Consider the following 14,743-nt stretch of genomic DNA (forward strand, 5'->3'; position numbering starts at 1 on the left):
ATCCGCAAAGGACCCGACCATGAAAGATCTTCTCGGCTTGATGGGCAAGGCGAAGGAAATGCAGGCCAAATTCCAGGCCATGCAGGACGAGATCGCCACGCTGGAAGCATCCGGCCAGGCCGGCGGCGGCCTGGTCAACGTGACCCTGACTGGAAAATTCGAGATGAAGTCGCTGAAGATCGATCCGTCCCTGTTCAAGGAGGATGATGTCGAGATCCTGGAGGACCTGGTGCTCGCCGCTCACAACGACGCCAAGACCAAGGTCGAGCAGATCATGCAGGAGAAGACCAAGGCGCTGACCGCCGGCCTGCCGATCCCGCCAGGAATGAAACTGCCCTTCTAGCGTTCGACGGCGGTACGCCCATGATCGAAGAGCCCTCCGAAAGACTGATCGAGCAGCGTGTCCGCAGCAGGATCTACGAGATCCTGGAAATCCTGGCCGATTGCGACGCCGGCGTCGATCTTGTCGGCATCAAGGGCTACTTCGACTTGTTCGAGGACTACGTGCATCGCCCGTCGATCGAGGCCGGCACGTCGGCACTGTCGAAGGACGAGCGTGTGATCGTGCTCGAGATCGCCGAATTCCTGGAGGCGGCCTGCGAGACAAATCCGGACTTCACCAAGGCCGAATTCATCGAAAGCGACTGGCCGGGAAAGATCGCGCCGACGGCCAGGGACGCGCTGGCGCTGTTCCTCAGGCGCGGCCTGTTTTCGGAGAAAATCGAGGAGATCGAACCTGGTCAGCCGGTCTCGATGGCTGCGGCGCGTTGACCGAATAAAGCCATGCAACTGTGCCAGTTTGGCAACAGTGCCTCGCCAATAACGTTTTAGCCATCATTTTGCCTGAAAGTGTCTCATTCTTGCCGCAGCCTGGGGGCGGGCATCGAAGTGAGGGTTACCTGTTGATTGCCATGCGATGGAAGACGCCGCTGTTGCTCGGCGCCGTCATTTCACCCTTGTTTTTGGCTGCCTGCAGCCAGACCACCTCGCACGGCATGTCCGTCGCCAGCCTGACCGACGCCATCACGCCGAGTTTCCTGAGTTCCCGTTCCTACAGCCACTCGCCAAAGGACAAGGAATGCCTGGAACGGGCGATGTTCTTCGAGTCTAATCGGTCGAGCCGCGACGGCATGATCGCGGTCGGCACGGTGGTGATGAACCGGCTGCGCTCCGGCAACCACGGCAGCACCATCTGCGAGGTGGTGGGCGAGCCCGGGCAGTTTGCGCCCGGCGTCATGACCCGGCAGATGAATTCGCGGGCAATGCCCGATGTCGAGGAAGCCGCCGACGCCGTGCTCAAGGGCGAGCGCAAGGCCAAGTTGAAGAACACGATGTATTTCCACACCGCCGGACTGCGTTTCCCTTACAAGAACATGCATTACACCATGGTTGCCGGCGGCAATGCCTTCTACGAGAAGCGTGGCCGCAATTGGCAGCCGCTGCCGGATGAGCCGCAGGTCGCCATTGCCTCGGCGGCGCCCGTGAAGCCGGCAGCACCGGTGATCCTCGTTGCTTCCGCCGAGCCGATCCGTCCGGCCAAGCCGGCAACCATCCGATCCGCGCCTGCCCAACAGGCCTTTGTGACCGCCGCCGTGGTGCCGACCGCGAAACCCCTGCGCGCCTCGGCGGAGCCGACGGTGGTGGCGATGCAGGAACCGATGGAGGAACCGGATGCCGCCCGTTTTGGCGGAACTCTGGCCAAACCGGTCATTTCCTCGGTTGCGAACGCGCCACAAGAGGCGTCGATGGGATTCCAGTCGACGCCGGAGAACACTGACGCCATCGGCGCGATGATCGCCAGCCAGAGCCGTCCGCTCGAGGTCAACTGATCCGTACTCCATGGCCCGCCAGGACAATATGGCGGGTCATGCGGACGCGGATGTTCCAAAGCGTTCTGAAAAATCCTAGATCAGAGCGATGTCCAAGCGAATCGCCGGTCCCGAGATCGAACGCCTGATCCAGCTCCTGGCCAAGGTGCCGGGGCTGGGCCCCCGTTCGGCGAGGCGTGCGGCTCTGCATCTGATCAAGAAGAAGGAGCAACTGTTGTCGCCGCTCGCCGCCGCCATGGCCGAGGCGGCCGACAAGGTGCGCATCTGCTCGACCTGCGGCAATGTCGATACGTCGGACCCATGCATGATCTGCACCGATCCGCGCCGTGACGCCGGCACCATCATCGTCGTCGAGGACGTTTCCGACCTGTGGGCGCTGGAGCGGGCGGCAGCGATGAATGTGCGCTATCACGTGCTTGGCGGCACGCTGTCGCCGCTCGACGGCATCGGCCCCGACCAGCTCAACATCCGCTCGCTGATCGACCGCGTCGCCGGCGGCGAGGTCAAGGAGATCATCCTCGCCGTCAACGCGACGGTCGAGGGCCAGACCACCGCGCATTACCTCACCGACCAGCTGTCCGGCTTCGACATCAAGGTGACACGCCTGGCGCATGGCGTGCCGGTCGGCGGCGAACTCGACTATCTCGACGAAGGCACGCTGGCTGCCGCGCTGCGCTCACGGACGGCGTTTTGACGCAATTGGCGGAGAAGGATGCTCCTGAGATGACTGCGAAGGAACGCGGCCTCTGCGAACTGGCCACTACGATTCTCCTCGCAATCCTTATAGCGTTGGGCGCTTCAGCCCCCGCCTCTGCTGCAAAAATCGACGACCAATTCCACGCCTGGCTGCAGAACGACCTGTGGCCGGAAGCCAAGGCGAAAGGCATTTCCAAAAAAACCTTCGACGCCGCCTTCGATGGCATCAAGCCCAATCTGAAGCTGCCCGACCTGGTCAAGCCGGGCGAAAAGGCGACCACGCCGCAGAAACAGCATCAGGCCGAATTCGGCTCGCCCGGCGCCTATTTCGCAGAGAAGACCATCGGTGCGGTGACGGCCGGCGGCCGGGCTCGCGAAGCCACCAATGCCGGCACGCTGGCCGCTATAGAAAAGCGCTATGGCGTGCCGGGCGAAGTGCTGCTGGCGATCTGGGGTCGTGAGACCGGCTTCGGCGCGGCGAAAATGCCCTACGACGCCTTCGAGGTGCTGGGCACCAAGGCGTTCATGTCGACCAAGAAGGATTTCTTTCGCACGGAGCTTTTGGCCGCGCTGGAAATCGTCGAGCGCGGGCTGGCCCCGGTCGGCGCGATGAAATCGTCCTGGGCCGGCGCGCTCGGCCAGCCGCAATTCATGCCAACTTCGTTCCTGAAGCACGCCGTCGATTTCGACGGCGACGGCCGTGTCGACATCTGGAACTCGACGCCGGACGTGCTGGCCTCGATCGCCAACTACCTCGTCCACTATGGCTGGGTGAGGGGGCGTGGCTGGGGCTTTGAGGTGACCGTCCCGGAGACGGTCTCCTGTTCGCTGGAAGGTCCGGACCAGGGCAAGACAATTTCGCAATGGGCTGACATGGGCATCAAGCGCGTTGGCGGAAAGCCGTTTCCGGCAAGCGAGCTGAAAGCTGAAGGCTTCCTGCTGATGCCGGCCGGGCGCAGTGGGCCGGCCTTCATCGCCACCCCCAATTTCTATGTGCTGAAGGAATACAACACCAGCGACCTCTACGCGCTGTTCATCGGCCACGGCGCCGATCGCATCGCCCATGGCGACAGCAACTTTGCCGGCAGTTGGGGCGCGGTCGGCGGGCTCTACCGGTCGGATATCGCGGCTTTGCAGCGGACGCTGGAAGCCAAGGGCTATGATGTCGGCACCGCCGACGGGCTGCCCGGCTTCAAGACCCGCCGCTCAATCGGCAAGTGGCAGGCCAAGAACGGCCGGGCCGCAACCTGTTTTCCCGATGCCGATCTGGTCGCGACGCTGAAGTAGCTGCGAAATTAGCAGATTTTTCCCGATTGGCGGCATCAATTAGCCGGCGCGTGCATCGACTCGCCCCAGCCCATTCTGGTCCAATACGCTGTCGTGCAAATGCTCGTTGCCGGCCAGAATACCGCCGGATATGGTGTTGACCAATTGGACAAAAACCACGACGGTAAGCGGGCAGAGGGCCATTGTCGGCCCCGAAAAGAATACTGCAATCCTGAGCCGGGAACTCAGGTCAACAAAACAGGGAACAATCACAATGATGATGGAAAAGTTTGCTCTACGCTCGCGCATCCTGCTCGCGGGTGCAGCCATGTCCGCGCTGCTTCTGGCCGGCGCGCCAGCGGGCGCGGTCACCCCCGCCGACACGCTGGTCGAAGGTTTCGCGATCGACGACATCATTTCCATGGATCCAGGCGAGGCGTTCGAGCTGTCGACCGCCGAGGTCACTGGCAACACCTATGATCTGCTCGTCCGTCTCGACCTCAGCGACACCTCCAAGGTCAAGGGCGACCTCGCCGAAAGCTGGACCGTTTCCGACGACGGCCTGACCTACACGTTCAAGCTCAAGCCCGGCCTGAAATTCGCTTCGGGCAATCCGATCACCGCGGCCGATGTCGCCTATTCCTTCGAGCGCGCCGTCAAGCTGGACAAGAGCCCGGCCTTCATCATCGATCAGTTCGGCATCAGCGGCGACAATGTCACCGAAAAGGCCAAGGCCGTCGACGACACCACCTTCCAATTCACGGTCGACAAGGCCTATGCGCCGAGCTTCGTCTTGAACTGTCTGTCGGCAACGGTCGCTTCGGTGGTCGACGCCAAGCTGGTCAAGGAACATGTCGCCGCGGTCACGCCGAGTGCCGACTACAAGTGGGACAATGATTTCGGCAATGCCTGGCTGAAGACCGGCTATGCCGGCTCTGGCGTCTTCAAGCTGCGCGAATGGCGCGCCAACGAAGCCGTCGTCATGGAGCGCAATGACAATTACTTTGGCGAAAAGGCCAAGCTTGCCCGCGTCATATACCGCAACATGAAGGAAAGCTCGGCCCAGCGCCTGGCGCTCGAAGCCGGCGACATCGACGTTGCCCGCAATCTCGAGCCCAACGACCTCGACGCCATCGCCAAGAATGCCGATTTGACCACCACCAGTGCGCCGAAGGGCACGGTCTATTACATCAGCCTCAACCAGAAGAACCCGAACCTTGCCAAACCCGAGGTGCGCCAGGCGTTCAAATATCTGGTCGACTATGATGCCCTGGGCTCGACCATCCTCAAGGGCATCGGCGAAATCCACCAGACCTTCCTGCCAAAGGGCGTGCTCGGCGAACTCGATGAGAATCCGTTCAAGTTCGATGTTGCCAAGGCCAAGGAATTGCTGGCCAAGGCCGGTCTGGCCGACGGCTTCAGCGTAACCATGGACGTACGCACCGGCCAGCCGACCACCGGCATGGCGGAATCGATCCAGCAGACGCTCGGCCAGGCCGGCATCAAGCTGGAGATCATTCCCGGCGACGGCAAGCAGACCCTGACCAAGTACCGCGTCCGCAACCACGACATCTATATCGGCCAGTGGGGCCAGGATTATTTCGATCCGAACTCCAACGCCCAGACCTTTGCCTCGAACCCGGACAATTCGGATGCCGGCAAGACCAAGACGCTCGCCTGGCGCAACGCCTGGGACATTCCGGACCTGACCAAGCAGACGGAAGCCGCCCTGCTCGAGAAGGATGCGGGCAAGCGCGCTACGATGTACCAGGATCTCGAGAAGAAGATCCTCGACACCAGCCCCTTCGTCGTTATCCACCAGCAGCTGGAAGTGGCCGGCCTGCGCAAGAACCTCAAGGGCTTCGCGCTCGGCCCGAGCTTCGACAGCAACTTCGTCGGGCCGGTCTCGAAAGAATAACGCCGACGGGCGCGCCGCATGAGCGCGATTGAAAACGAGGGCAGGCGCGGCAGCGCCCGCGCCGTTGCTCTTGCATCATCGCTCGGCCGTTTCCTGGTCATCGCGGTCACGACCTATCTCGGTCTGCTCGCGGTGACCTTCTTCATCGGCCGCGTCATCCCGATCGACCCTGTGCTGGCGGTGCTCGGCGACCGGGCGCCGGCCAATGTCGTCGAACGGACGCGCCGCGAGATGGGCCTTGACCTGCCGCTGGTTGAGCAGTTCTACATCTATGTGAAAAGCGCGCTGCATGGGGATTTCGGCACCTCGGTGCTGACCACCAATCCGGTCATGACCGACATTCGCCGCGCCCTCCCGGCAACAACGGAACTGGCGACGCTGGGAACGCTGATCGGTGCGCTGTTCGGCGTACCGCTTGGCGTGCTGGCCGCGGTTAGGCGCGGCAGCCTCATCGACCAGATCGTGCGCATCATCGGCCTCATTGGCTATTCGGTGCCGATCTTCTGGCTTGGGCTGCTGGCGCTGGTGCTGTTCTACGCCAAGCTGCAATGGGTCGCCTTCCCGGCCCGGCTTGACGTCGTCTACGAATACACTTTCACGCCGATCACCGGTTTCTATCTCCTGGATTCCCTGTGGCAGGGGCAGTGGGATGTCTTCTATGATGCCTTCCGCCACATCATCCTGCCGGCCTCGCTGCTCGGCTACTTCTCGCTTGCCTATATCAGCCGCATGACGCGCTCGTTCATGCTCAACGAGCTCGCCCAGGAATACATCGTCGCGGCGCGCGCCAAGGGCCTGTCGGAAACCCGCATCATCTGGGGCCATGCGCTGCGGAACGCGGCGGTGCCGATGGTGACGGTGATCGCGCTCTCCTATGCAGGGCTGCTCGAAGGCTCGGTGCTGACCGAGACAGTGTTCTCCTGGCCGGGCATCGGCCTCTACATCACCAACTCGCTGCAGAACGCCGACATGAATGCCGTGCTCGGCGGCACCATCATCATCGGCTCGGTGTTCATCGCCATCAACCTTCTCTCCGACCTGCTCTACCGCGTGCTCGATCCGAGGACGAAGTCCGCATGAGCGCCGACGCCATCCAGACCCGTCGCGACTGGCTGCTCAGCGAGCGGCCGGCGTCGCGCATGCAGGCAAGGCTCGGCCGCGCCTATGTCGCGTGGCGGCGCTTTTCCGCCAACCGGCTGGCGTTTCTCGGCCTGCTCATTATCATCGCGCTGCTGGTCGTTGCCGCCTCTGCCGGCGTGCTGGCGCCCTATTCGCCGACATTCGGCGACCTCAAGGGCTCGCGCCTGCTGGCGCCGAGCGCCGAGCATTGGTTCGGCACCGACGATCTCGGCCGCGATATCCTCTCGCGCATTCTCTACGGCTCGCGTTGGACGCTCTACGTGGTCATCCTGGTTGCCATCATCGCCGCACCGATCGGCCTTTTGGTCGGCACCGTCGCCGGCTATGCCGGCGGCTGGACCGATGCCATCCTGATGCGCATCACCGACATCTTCCTCGCTTTCCCCAAGCTGATCCTGGCGTTGGCCTTTGTTGCGGCCCTGGGCCCCGGCATCGAGAACGCGGTGCTCGCCATCGCCATCACCTCCTGGCCGCCCTACGCTCGAATTGCCCGCGCGGAAACGCTGACCGTGCGCAATTCCGATTACATCAAGGCGGTGCAATTGATGGGCGCCTCGCCCTTCCGCATCGTACTGCGCCACATCATGCCGCTCTGCATCTCCTCGCTGATCGTCCGGGTGACGCTCGACATGGCCGGCATCATCCTGACCGCCGCCGGTCTCGGCTTCCTTGGCCTCGGCGCGCAGCCGCCGCTGCCTGAATGGGGCACCATGATCGCGTCGGGCCGCCGCTTCGTGCTCGACCAGTGGTGGGTGGCCGGTGCGCCGGGCTTCGCCATCCTGATCGTCAGCCTTGGCTTCAACCTGCTTGGCGACGGCCTGCGCGACGCGCTCGATCCGCGCAGTGGTGACCAATGAGCACGCTTCTCGACGTCGAGGACCTGCGCGTCACTTTCCCGACCCGCACCGGGCTGGTCGAGGCGGTGCGCGGCGTCACCTTCTCACTCGGCCGCGAACGGCTCGGCATTGTGGGCGAGTCCGGCTCCGGCAAATCGCAGACCGGCCGCGCCATCATGGGGCTGACGCCGCCGCAGGCCCGGATATCGGCGAGCAAGCTTGTCTTTGACGGCATCGACCTGCTGGCAGCGTCGCCACGCGAACGCCGCACGTTGCGCGGAAAACGCATCGCCATGATCCTGCAGGATCCGAAATATTCGCTCGATCCGGTGATGAGCATCGGCCGCCAGATCGTCGAGACGCTGCGCACCCATGAAAAGGTCGGCAAGGCCGAGGCCCGTGACCGCGCCCTGGCGATGCTGGAAGCGGTGCAGATCCGCGACCCGGCCCGCGTCTTCGACCTGCATCCGCATGAAGTGTCCGGCGGCATGGGCCAGCGCGCCATGATCGCCATGATGCTGATCGCCGGACCGGAAATGATGATCGCCGACGAGCCGACCTCGGCGCTCGACGTCACCGTGCAGCTCGATGTGCTCGGCATCCTCGACCGGCTGGTCAGCGAGCGCGGCATGGGGCTGATCTTCATCTCGCACGATTTGCGCCTGGTTTCGTCCTTTTGCGACCGTGTCATCGTCATGTATGCCGGCAAGGTGGTCGAGCAGCTCAAGGCGTCCGAACTCGGCCGCGCCCAGCACCCCTATACGCGCGGCCTGCTCAACTGCATGCCCAAGATCGGCGCTGACCGTCACCCGCTGCCGGTGCTCGACCGCAAGCCGGAGTGGGCGGCATGACAGCAGCGATTGCCGTCGACAGGCTGGGAGTGATCTTCGACCGCTTTCACGCGCTGAAAGGTGTCAGCCTCGATGTGCAGCCGGGCGAATCCTTCGGCCTGGTTGGCGAATCCGGCTCAGGCAAATCGACGTTGCTGCGAGCCATCGCCGGGCTCGCGCCAGTCGCTTCTGGCAGCATCACCGTCAATGGCAAGAAGCTTGGCGCGCGTCGCGACAAGGCCTTTTACCGCGAAGTGCAGATGGTCTTCCAGGATCCGTACGGCTCGCTGCACCCGCGCCAGACCGTCGACCGCCTGCTGCAGGAGCCGCTTGCCATCCATGGCTTTGCCGACGGCGAAAAGCGCATCCAGCGGGCGCTCGACGAGGTTGGCCTCGGTAACGGTTTTCGCTTCCGCTACTCGCATCAATTGTCGGGCGGCCAGCGTCAGCGCGTGGCGATCGCGCGTGCGCTCATCCTCGAACCGTCGATCCTGCTGCTCGACGAGCCGACCTCGGCGCTTGATGCCTCGGTGCAGGCGGAGGTGCTCAACCTTTTGGAAGAGGTCCGCCGGCGGCGCAAGCTGACCTTCCTGATGGTCAGCCACGACCTCGCCATCATCACCCATATGTGCGAGCGGTTGATGGTGATGCAGAGCGGCGAGGCGGTGGAGAATCTGAACGCGGACGACCTTGTCGAGCGCCGCGTGACGAAGGATTATACGCGCAATCTGCTTAGGGCGAGCGACGGGTTCGTGAGGGCGTAGTTTCTATCGCGGCGCGACCGAAATTTCCGTCTTAGGCTGCCCCACCTTCGGGCACCGTTTCACTGTGCGCGCCTTCGCTTTCCTGCTCCCGCTTTGGCTCCTTGATCCGGAACCACGCCACATAAAGCGCCGGCAGGAACAACAGCGTGATCGCGGTGCCGGCGATGATGCCGCCCATCATGGCATAGGCCATCGGTCCCCAGAACACCTCACGTGCGATCGGGATCAGCGCGAGACTCGCCGCCGCTGCCGTCAGCGCAATCGGCCGCATGCGGTGCTCGGTCGCCTCGATCACCGCCGCCCAGCGGTCCTTGCCTTCGGTGACGAGATCCTCGATCTGCACGATCAGGATGACCGAGTTGCGGATCAGGATGCCGATCAGCGCCAGCACGCCGAGGATGGCGACGAAGCCGAGCGGCGCGCCGCTCGGCACCAGTGCGGCCACCACGCCGATCAGGCCGAGCGGCGCCACAGCAACGACCAGGAACAGGCGCTGGAAGCTCTGCAACTGCACCATCAGGATGGTCGCCATGACGAACAGCATCAGCGGCACGACGGCGGCGATCGGTCCCTGGCTTTTAGCGCTTTCCTCGACCGAGCCTGCGGTCTCGACCGAATAGCCCGGCGGCAGTTTGGCGATGAAGCCATCGACGGCTGGCTTCAGTTCGTTGACCACGGTGGCCGGCAGCGTGTCGCCGACCAATCCGGCGCGCACGGTGATCGTCGGAATGCGATTACGCCGCCACACCGTCGGCTGCTCCAGCTCGTAGCGGAAGTTGGCCACCGCAGCGAGCGGGATCGCCTCGCCGGTGCCGGTCGGCAGCTGCATGTTCTGCAGCGTCCTGATCGAGCCGCGTTCGGCATCGCGAGAGCGCGCCACGACGTTGATCAGATAGGTGGCGTCGCGCACCTGCGTGATGGTGGCGCCGCCGACCGTGCTGTTCAGCGCGCTGGCGATATCGGAGGAGGTGATGCCGAGCTGGCGCGCCTTGTCCTGCAGCACGTCGACCCTCAGCACACGCTGCGGCTCGTTCCAGTCGAAGGTTGGCGCGGCAAGCTTCGGATTGGTCGAGATGAGGCCGGCGAATTGCTGCGCCAGGCCGCGCACCGTCTGGATATCGGGACCGCCGACGCGGTACTGTACGGGGCGGCCGACCGGCGGCCCCAGCTCGAGCGGCTTGACGAAGGCATCGGTGCCGACGAACTCCTCGCGCAGCAGTTTCTCCAGTTGCGGCTTCAGCCGGTTGCGCGCCTCGATGCTCTTGGTGACGATGACGGTCTGGCCGAAGTACGGATTGGCCGGTTGCACGTCGAAAGCGAGCAGGAAGCGCACCGCGCCCTGGCCGATATAGGAGCTGAAATGGTCGATGTCGGGGTTGCCGGCCAGCGCGCGCGCTTCGAAACGCTCGATCTGGTCCCGCGTCTCGGTGATCGACGAGTTCTGCGGCAGGTTCCAGTCGACGATCAGCTCCGGCCGGTCGGAAGGCGGAAAAAACTGCTGCTGGACGAGGCCGAAGCCGGCTATCGAGCCGGCAAACAACAGCACGGTGGCGATGATGGTCAGCCAGTGATGCCGCACAGAGCCGAGTAGCACACGCCGGAACAGCGACGTGAAGCGGCCCGGTTGGTCGTGGTGCTTCGTCTTCATCGTCGCCGGAAGGATCGTGACGCCGAGCAGCGGCGCAAACAGCACTGCCACGATCCATGAGACCAGAAGCGATACCGCGATGACGACGAACAGGGTGAAGGTGTATTCGCCGGCGGCGCTGTTGTTGAGGCCGATCGGGATAAAGCCGGCCACCGTCACCAGCGTACCGGTCAGCATTGGGAAGGCAGTCGATGTGTAGACGTAAGTCGCTGCCTTGCGCAGATTGTCGCCGACCTCAAGCCGCGCCACCATCATCTCGACCGCGATCATCGCGTCGTCGACCAGGAGGCCGAGCGCAATGATCAGCGCCCCCAGCGAGATGCGCTGCAGCGAGATGCCGAGATAGGCCATGACCGTGAAGGTGATGGCCAGCACCAGCGGGATCGACAGCGCCACGACGAAGCCGGCGCGCATGCCTAGGCTGATGAAGGACACCGCGAGCACGATGGCGACCGCCTCGAACAGCGCGCGCGTGAAGCCCGAGACGGCCTCCTCGACGATGACGGGCTGGTCCGCGACAAGATGCACACCGACGCCGACCGGCAGGTCGGCCAGCACCTTGTTCATCTCCGTGTGCAGCGCCTCGCCGAACTGCAGCAGATTGGCGTTGGGCTTCATGCCTATGGCGAGCGCGATGGCATCCTGGCCATTGAAGCGGAACAGCGCCGTCGGCGGATCGACATAGCCGCGCGTGATCGTCGCCACATCGCTCAGCCGGAAGAAGCGGTCGTTGACGCGCAGATTGATGGCACGCAGACTCTCTTCGGAAGTGAACTGGCCACCGACGCGCACGCTGATGCGCTCCGGTCCGGACTCGATGACACCGGACGGCGTGATCGCGTTCTGCGCTTGCAGACTGGCAATGATCGCTTGCTGGTTGAGGCCGAGGGCGGCGATCTGGCGGGTCGAGAATTCGAGATAGATCGCCTCGTCCTGCGCGCCGACGAGATCGACCTTGCCGGCATTCGGCACCGTCAGGATTTTGGTGCGGACGTCCTCGACATAGTCGCGCAGCTGGCGCGGCGTCAGCCCGTCCGACGTGAAGGCGTAGATGTTGCCGAAGACATCGCCGAAGCGGTCGTTGAAGAACGGTCCCTGCACGCCTTGCGGAAACTGCGTCCGGATGTCGTTGACCATGTTGCGGACCTGAATCCAGTTCGGCACGACGTCGCGCGCCTTGGTGGTGTCTTTCAGGTTGACGAAGATGACGGTCTGGCCGGCAGTGGTGACGGATCTGGTGAAGTCGAGGCTGTCGAGCTCCTCGAGTTTCTTCTCTATGCGGTCGGTCACCTGCTGCCCGGTCTCCTTGACCGACGCGCCCGGCCAGTTTGCCTGGATGATCATCGTCTTGATGGTGAAGTTGGGATCTTCCTCACGACCGAGATTGAGGTAGGAGAAGATGCCGGCCACCACGAAGACCAGCATGAAGTACCAGACCATGGAGCGGTGGCTGAGCGCCCAGTCGGAGAGATTGAAGCCCTTCATCAGACGCCGCCCTCCGGCACTTTGACCTTTTGGCCTTCGCTCAGGCTGTGGACGCCGGCGGTGACGACGCGCATACCGGCTTCCAGCCCTCCGGCGACGGTGAAGGTAGCGGCGCCCTTGGCGGCGACCTTGATATCTTTGGCGCTAACGCTCGATGTCTGCGGATCGACGATCCACACCTTGTCGACGCCGTCCTTCTCAAGCAGTGCCGACATGGGCAATTCTATCGTCGGCGCAACCTTGGTCACGCGGGTCGCCGTCACTGTCGAGCCGAGTCGGAAGGCTTGCGGCGGATCGGTGAGCGTCAGACGCACGCGCCGCGTGCGGGTCGAGCCTTCGGCCTGCGGCGCGATCTCGCGCAGCTTGGCCTCGGTCTGGATCGTCGGCAGCGATTGCAGGATGACCTGGAATGGCGTGCCGGCCGTGAGGTCACCGATCAACTGGTCGGGAATGTCGACCACCGCCTCGCGCAGGTCCGAGCGCGCCACCGTGACGACCGTCTGGCCAGGCGAGACCGTCTGGCCGACCTCGGCGCCGGTGGCGGTGACGACGCCGTCGAAATCCGAGAACAACCGGGCGTAGCCAAGCTGCTCCTGCGATTTGGCAAGCGAGGCCTTGGCCCGTTCGACGCCGGCCTCCGCCGCTTTCCTCGCCTGTTGCGCGGCATCGAAGACCGCCTGCGTGGTGTTAGCGGCGGCAAGCAGCTGGCGCTGGCGTTCCTCGCTGGCCGCGGCGTTGGCGAATTGCGCCTCGGCGTTGGAGAGTTCCGCCTTGGCGGCCTGGACGGCCAGCTCCAGCGCGGTCGGGTCGAGCGCGGCGATCGTCGTGCCCTTGCTGACGATGTCGCCGACATTGACGTCGCGCGACACAACCCGGCCAAGCAGGCGGAAGGCCAGGTCGGCACTGACCTGCGGCTCGACCGAGCCGGCAAAGCCGAAGGTCTGGGTGGTGCGTGGCTCGATGACCACCGACAGCACCGGCCGGATGATTTCGGGCGGCTTTTCCTCGGACTTCGAGCAGGACACGAGCGTGCCAAGTGCAAACAGGCCAAGCATAAGGTGCGGCAGCCTTCTCATTGGCTCGCTCCCGATATCTCGACCGTTTGCCCGGGACTGAGCAACTGCCCGCCTGCCGTGACGACGCTTTGGCCTTCGTTCAGGCCGCTGGCGATGACGACCGTGCCCGATTCGAATGCCAGCACCTCGACCGGCGCCGTCGCAACCGCCTTGGTCGAAGGGTCGACGATCCAGACAGCCGGTTGGCCGGCAGCGGAGGTCAGCGCCTGCCAGGGCAACAGGATAGCCTTCGTCGGCCTGGCGCTGACCGAGCCGATGACAGCCGCTCCCAGTGGCATGCCGGCGGGCGTGTCGGGAATGGCGACCTTGACCCGGATCGAGCCCGAAGGCGGATCCACCGCTGGCGATACTTCGCGCACCTTGCCCACGGCCTTCACCTGCGGGTCCGACAACAGCGTGATCGTCACCGCCGGCGATGGCGCCGTTTTGGCAACCAATGTTTCCTGGACATTGAACACCGCGTCGCGATCGCCGTCCTCGGCGACGGTGAAGACGGTCTGCGCCGCCTGCACCACCTGTCCGGTTTCGACCTGGCGGGCGGTGATGACGCCGGCGGCACCCGCCTTGAGCTCGGTGTAGGACAGGTTCTGCTGGGCGTTGGAGAGTGCGCTATGCGCGGCATCGACACTACCTTGCGCCACCTTCAGCGCCTGGTCGGCGGCGTCATAGTCGCGCCTGGTGGTAAAACCCTGGGCAAGCAGCGTCTTCTGCCGCTCGAAAGCGGCGGCCGACTGGGTCAGCTGTGCCTGCGCGGCGTCAAGATTGGCCTGTGCCGAGCGCAAATCGGATTCCTGCTCCTGCGGATCGATGCGGGCGAGCACGGCACCTTGATCGACATGCTGGCCGACATCGACCAGCCGCTCGGCGACGCGGCCACCGACCCGGAACGACAGATTGTTCAGCGTGCGCGCCGCGATCACGCCGGTCAGCGAGGTCCTTGGCGAAAAGTCTGCGATCGCCACTGTCTCGGTTCGCACCATCACCGGCAGCCTGTGTTCGGCCGCCTCCTGCTTCTGGCAGCCGGCAAGCAGCAGGCTCGCCATCGCGCAGGCAAGGATCGAGGCGTCTCGGTAAGGCAAAGGGCTCGGAAGCAATGGTTGCAAGGCAGACGATTTCGCGTTCCTGCTCATGGCTTCCCCTGCCTGCGTAGGACGCTCCCCCTGCGGAGCCTCGTGGGCCGTTCAAAGATAATCGATCCCGATGAAAAGGGAACCTCTCTCGTACGCGGATCGGTCGACTGGTTAGGCGGCGCAGG

At 64.1% G+C, this 14,743-nt stretch carries 14 protein-coding genes; 10 read left to right on the plus strand and 4 right to left on the minus strand.

Going from position 1 to position 14,743, the window contains the following annotated elements; genetic code table 11:
- Window positions 1-19 precede the first annotated feature (19 nt).
- From HNQ71_RS30495 to HNQ71_RS30515, 5 genes are all read left to right on the plus strand, one after another.
- Window positions 20-343: a YbaB/EbfC family nucleoid-associated protein gene (locus HNQ71_RS30495; RefSeq protein ID WP_013527931.1), complete on the plus strand. Its 324-nt coding sequence runs from the start codon at window positions 20-22 to the stop codon at window positions 341-343.
- Between the two features lie 20 nt (window positions 344-363).
- Entirely contained in the window at window positions 364-771 is a 408-nt protein-coding gene (locus tag HNQ71_RS30500; RefSeq protein WP_184877473.1) for a hypothetical protein, read from the plus strand.
- Between the two features lie 131 nt (window positions 772-902).
- Window positions 903-1,829 carry a cell wall hydrolase gene (locus HNQ71_RS30505; protein WP_184877475.1) on the plus strand — a complete coding sequence of 309 codons (927 nt, stop codon included), beginning with the start codon at window positions 903-905 and terminating at the stop codon, window positions 1,827-1,829.
- Window positions 1,830-1,917: 88 nt separating this feature from the next.
- Window positions 1,918-2,523, plus strand: a complete 606-nt coding sequence (gene recR / locus HNQ71_RS30510) for a recombination mediator RecR (RefSeq protein WP_184877477.1) — start codon at window positions 1,918-1,920, stop codon at window positions 2,521-2,523.
- A gap of 29 nt (window positions 2,524-2,552) precedes the next feature.
- Window positions 2,553-3,812: a lytic murein transglycosylase gene (locus HNQ71_RS30515; protein ID WP_184877479.1), complete on the plus strand. Its 1,260-nt coding sequence runs from the start codon at window positions 2,553-2,555 to the stop codon at window positions 3,810-3,812.
- Window positions 3,813-3,851: 39 nt separating this feature from the next.
- Here HNQ71_RS30515 and HNQ71_RS30520 read toward each other — a convergent pair whose 3' ends face one another.
- Window positions 3,852-4,121, minus strand: a complete 270-nt coding sequence (locus HNQ71_RS30520; protein WP_184877750.1) for a hypothetical protein — start codon at window positions 4,119-4,121, stop codon at window positions 3,852-3,854.
- Between HNQ71_RS30520 and HNQ71_RS30525 the strand changes: the two genes are divergently transcribed.
- From HNQ71_RS30525 to HNQ71_RS30545, 5 genes are read left to right on the plus strand one after another with little or no spacing between them, the layout of a single operon-like run.
- Complete coding sequence (locus HNQ71_RS30525; protein WP_184877481.1) at window positions 4,066-5,709, plus strand: ABC transporter substrate-binding protein; 1,644 nt, start codon at window positions 4,066-4,068, stop codon at window positions 5,707-5,709. The genes HNQ71_RS30520 and HNQ71_RS30525 overlap by 56 nt on opposite strands.
- An 18-nt stretch (window positions 5,710-5,727) precedes the next feature.
- A complete protein-coding gene (locus tag HNQ71_RS30530) occupies window positions 5,728-6,789 on the plus strand; it encodes an ABC transporter permease (protein WP_184877483.1) in 1,062 nt (353 codons plus the stop codon).
- A complete protein-coding gene (gene nikC / locus HNQ71_RS30535; protein ID WP_184877485.1) occupies window positions 6,786-7,706 on the plus strand; it encodes a nickel transporter permease in 921 nt (306 codons plus the stop codon). Before HNQ71_RS30530 ends, nikC begins: the two co-directional genes overlap by 4 nt.
- Complete coding sequence (locus tag HNQ71_RS30540) at window positions 7,703-8,536, plus strand: ABC transporter ATP-binding protein (protein ID WP_184877487.1); 834 nt, start codon at window positions 7,703-7,705, stop codon at window positions 8,534-8,536. The genes nikC and HNQ71_RS30540 overlap by 4 nt, the downstream gene beginning before the upstream one ends.
- Window positions 8,533-9,279: an ABC transporter ATP-binding protein gene (locus tag HNQ71_RS30545; protein WP_184877489.1), complete on the plus strand. Its 747-nt coding sequence runs from the start codon at window positions 8,533-8,535 to the stop codon at window positions 9,277-9,279. The genes HNQ71_RS30540 and HNQ71_RS30545 overlap by 4 nt, the downstream gene beginning before the upstream one ends.
- A 31-nt stretch (window positions 9,280-9,310) precedes the next feature.
- Here HNQ71_RS30545 and HNQ71_RS30550 read toward each other — a convergent pair whose 3' ends face one another.
- The 3 genes from HNQ71_RS30550 to HNQ71_RS30560 are packed head-to-tail and all read right to left on the minus strand — an operon-like array spanning window position 9,311 to window position 14,618.
- Window positions 9,311-12,412, minus strand: coding sequence for an efflux RND transporter permease subunit (locus tag HNQ71_RS30550; protein WP_281391478.1), 3,102 nt, complete (start codon window positions 12,410-12,412; stop codon window positions 9,311-9,313).
- Complete coding sequence (locus HNQ71_RS30555; protein WP_184877491.1) at window positions 12,412-13,488, minus strand: efflux RND transporter periplasmic adaptor subunit; 1,077 nt, start codon at window positions 13,486-13,488, stop codon at window positions 12,412-12,414. The genes HNQ71_RS30550 and HNQ71_RS30555 overlap by 1 nt, the downstream gene beginning before the upstream one ends.
- Complete coding sequence (locus tag HNQ71_RS30560; protein ID WP_184877493.1) at window positions 13,485-14,618, minus strand: efflux RND transporter periplasmic adaptor subunit; 1,134 nt, start codon at window positions 14,616-14,618, stop codon at window positions 13,485-13,487. The genes HNQ71_RS30555 and HNQ71_RS30560 overlap by 4 nt, the downstream gene beginning before the upstream one ends.
- Window positions 14,619-14,743 lie beyond the last annotated feature (125 nt).

The sequence above is a fragment of the Mesorhizobium sangaii genome, from assembly GCF_014207355.1.
GTDB lineage: Bacteria > Pseudomonadota > Alphaproteobacteria > Rhizobiales > Rhizobiaceae > Mesorhizobium > Mesorhizobium sangaii.

Excerpts from the sequence above, each read along its gene's own strand:
- HNQ71_RS30495 (WP_013527931.1), top strand. The coding sequence starts at position 20 with ATGAAAGATCTTCTCGGCTTGATGGGCAAGGCGAAGGAAATGCAGGCC.
- HNQ71_RS30500 (WP_184877473.1), top strand. The coding sequence starts at position 364 with ATGATCGAAGAGCCCTCCGAAAGACTGATCGAGCAGCGTGTCCGCAGC.
- recR (WP_184877477.1), top strand. The coding sequence starts at position 1,918 with ATGTCCAAGCGAATCGCCGGTCCCGAGATCGAACGCCTGATCCAGCTC.
- HNQ71_RS30515 (WP_184877479.1), top strand. The coding sequence starts at position 2,553 with ATGACTGCGAAGGAACGCGGCCTCTGCGAACTGGCCACTACGATTCTC.
- HNQ71_RS30525 (WP_184877481.1), top strand. The coding sequence starts at position 4,066 with ATGATGATGGAAAAGTTTGCTCTACGCTCGCGCATCCTGCTCGCGGGT.
- HNQ71_RS30520 (WP_184877750.1), bottom strand. The coding sequence starts at position 4,121 with ATGGCTGCACCCGCGAGCAGGATGCGCGAGCGTAGAGCAAACTTTTCC.
- HNQ71_RS30530 (WP_184877483.1), top strand. The coding sequence starts at position 5,728 with ATGAGCGCGATTGAAAACGAGGGCAGGCGCGGCAGCGCCCGCGCCGTT.
- nikC (WP_184877485.1), top strand. The coding sequence starts at position 6,786 with ATGAGCGCCGACGCCATCCAGACCCGTCGCGACTGGCTGCTCAGCGAG.
- HNQ71_RS30540 (WP_184877487.1), top strand. The coding sequence starts at position 7,703 with ATGAGCACGCTTCTCGACGTCGAGGACCTGCGCGTCACTTTCCCGACC.
- HNQ71_RS30545 (WP_184877489.1), top strand. The coding sequence starts at position 8,533 with ATGACAGCAGCGATTGCCGTCGACAGGCTGGGAGTGATCTTCGACCGC.
- HNQ71_RS30550 (WP_281391478.1), bottom strand. The coding sequence starts at position 12,412 with ATGAAGGGCTTCAATCTCTCCGACTGGGCGCTCAGCCACCGCTCCATG.
- HNQ71_RS30555 (WP_184877491.1), bottom strand. The coding sequence starts at position 13,488 with ATGAGAAGGCTGCCGCACCTTATGCTTGGCCTGTTTGCACTTGGCACG.
- HNQ71_RS30560 (WP_184877493.1), bottom strand. The coding sequence starts at position 14,618 with ATGAGCAGGAACGCGAAATCGTCTGCCTTGCAACCATTGCTTCCGAGC.